Below are 2,693 nucleotides of genomic sequence, written 5' to 3' on the forward strand. Positions count from 1 at the left end.
GGGAGCTGCGGGCGGAGGCGGCGCTGGCCGCGGGCGGCCCGGCCGACGTCGTCGCGGAGCTGGCCGCGCTCGTCGCCGAGGAGCCGTTGCGGGAACGCGCCCGTGAGCTGCTGATGCTCGCCCTGCACCGGTCCGGGCGCAACGCCGAGGCGCTGGAGGTGTTCCGCGACGGCCGGCGCGTGCTGGTGTCGGAGCTGCACGTCGAGCCGGGGCAACGCCTGCGTGCCGTGCACGCGCAAATCCTCGGCACCACGGGGTCCCGGGGCGAGGAGCACGCGCGGCGCGACGAGCGGGCGCCGTCCGCGCGACCGCCCGCGCCCCGCGTCCGGGGGGAACCCGACCCCGGCGCCGAGCTGGTCGGGCGGACCGCCGAGCTGGCCGCGGTGCGGCGGCTGGTGGACGACGTCACCGCCGGGCACGGCCGGCTGCTGTGGCTGGAAGGCGAGATGGGCATCGGGAAGTCCGCGATGCTCGCCGCCGTGCTGGCCCACGCCCGGCGGCACGGTCACGAGATCGCGCACGCCGTCGCCGACGAGCTCGGCACGCGCTTCCCGCTGCGCCTGGCGCTGGACGCCTTCGCCGTCGAGCCGAACTCGCCGGACTCGCGCCGGGCCGCGACCGCCCGGGCGCTCGGGCAGGAACGGCCCGCCGGGTCGATCTTCGCCGACTCCGACCCGGTGTTCGGCGCGGTCGACCGGCTGGTGGCCCTGGTCGAGCAGCTGTGCGCGGACGGGCCGGTCGCCGTCGCGCTCGACGACCTCCAGTGGGCGGACGAGACCAGCGCCCACCTGTGGCACCGGCTGTCCGCCCTGGCGCGGCGCACCCGGCTGCTGCTCGTCGGCGCGGCGCGACCGGTGCCGTACCGGGCCGAGATCGCGCGCCTGCGCCGTGACGTCGAGTCCGGCGGCGGCACGGTCTTCGACCTCAGGCCCCTGGCCGACGGCGACGTGGCGGGGCTCGTCGGCCGGCTCGTCGGCGCGACGCCCGGCCCCGGCCTGCGCACGATCGCGGCCCGTGCCGGCGGCAACCCGCTGTACGTGCGGGAGGTCGCGGACGCGTTGGTGCGCGAGCAGGTCGTCGAGGTCGACACCGGCGTGGCGGACGTGTCGGCGCACGCGTTCGACCGGGCGCCGATGTCGCTGGTGTCCGCCGTGACGGGCCGGCTCGACTTCCTCACCGACCCGACGCGGGAGGTGCTGCGGTGGTCGGCGCTGCTCGGCGGCGAGTTCGTGGTGGGCGACCTGTCGGTGGTCCTCGGGACGCCGGTGTTCGACCTGGCCGCGCGGCTGGAGGAGGCCATCGCGGCGGGCGTGCTGCGTGACGCCGGGCCGCGCATGGCGTTCCGCCACCCGTTGATCCGGCAGGCGCTCTACGAGGGCACGCCCGCCGCGCTGCGCACCGCGTTGCACCAGCAGGCGGCGCGGGCGCTGGCGGCGTCCGGCGCGCCCGTCGACCACGTGGCCGAGCAGCTGCTGGCCGCGTCCGGCGAGGTCGGGTCGTGGGTGCTGGACTGGCTGGTGGAGCAGGCGCCCGCGCTGGTCTACCGCGCGCCGCTGGTGGCCGTCGACCTGCTCCAGCGGTGCCTGTCGTCGTCGGTGGCGCGGGACGAGCGGGACGCGACGCTCGCCGCGCACCTCAGCAGCGCGTTGTTCCGGATCAACCGCGACGCCGAGGCCGAGGAGCACGCCCGCCGCGCGCTGCCGCGCCTGCGCGAACCGGACCGGATCGCCGAGGTGCGGTGGACGCTCGCGTACATGCCGTACCGCGGCGCGCGGGCCGAGGACGCCGTGCGGGCGTCACGGGAGGCGTTGGCGGACCCGGTGCTGTCGGACCGGTGGCGGGCGCGCCTGCTGTCGTTGCTGGCCCTCGTGCAGCGGGCGGGCATCGGCGAGCTGGACGGCGCCGAGGCCAGCGCGCGGGAGGCGATCGAGGCGGGGGAGCGGGCGGCGGACCCGTTCGCGATCGCCCAGGCGTTGGAGGTGCTGTGGCAGGTCGAGGCCGTGCGCCGGGACTACCCGCGCGCCGTGGCCTACCTGGACCAGGCGCTCGACGTGGTCGGCACCGACGTGAGCCTGACCGACCTGCGGTTGTTGTTGCTGGACAACAGGATCTTCACGTTGCAGTGCCTCGACCGGCTGGACGAGGCGAGCCGCAGCCTGGACACGGCGTTCGACATCGCCGGGCGCGGCACGCCGGTGGCCGGGCTGCACCTGGCGGCGGCCGTGCACCAGTTCTGGCTCGGTGGCTGGGACGACGCGGTGGCCCGGCTGGGCACCGTGCTCGACGACCCCGAGTTCACCGGGTACGGGCTGCGGGAGGGCGGTCCCGTGCTGCTGCACGGCGTCGTGGCGCTGATCGCGGCCCACCGCGACGACGGTCCCCGGCTGGACGCGCACCTGTCCGAGGGCCTGAACCTGCCGCTGGTGACCGAGGCGTACCGGGAGAACTGCGACTTCCTCATCGCGGCGCAGGCCATGGCGGCGGCGCGGGACGGCGATCACGCGCGGGCGGTGTCCGTGCTGGGCGCGATCCTCGACACCCGGTACGCGGACATGATGCTGCGCCACCAGTGGCTGCCGGAGCTGGTCCGCCTGTCGTTGGCGGCGGGTGACCGCGCCACGGCGCGGGCGGCCGTCGAGGCGTGCGAGGCGGAGGCGTCGCGCGAGACGAAGGCGGCGCGGGCGGCGGCGGCC

General features: G+C 76.9%; 1 protein-coding gene. It reads left to right on the forward strand.

The window, feature by feature from the left end; translation table 11 throughout:
* Window positions 1–2,693, forward strand: a 2,693-nt coding sequence (locus ACFQ3T_RS35750; RefSeq protein ID WP_380730437.1) for an ATP-binding protein, incomplete at both ends; no start/stop codon positions are given.

Origin of the sequence: Saccharothrix hoggarensis, assembly GCF_042678885.1 — a bacterium.
Taxonomy (GTDB): Bacteria; Actinomycetota; Actinomycetes; order Mycobacteriales; family Pseudonocardiaceae; genus Actinosynnema; species Actinosynnema hoggarensis.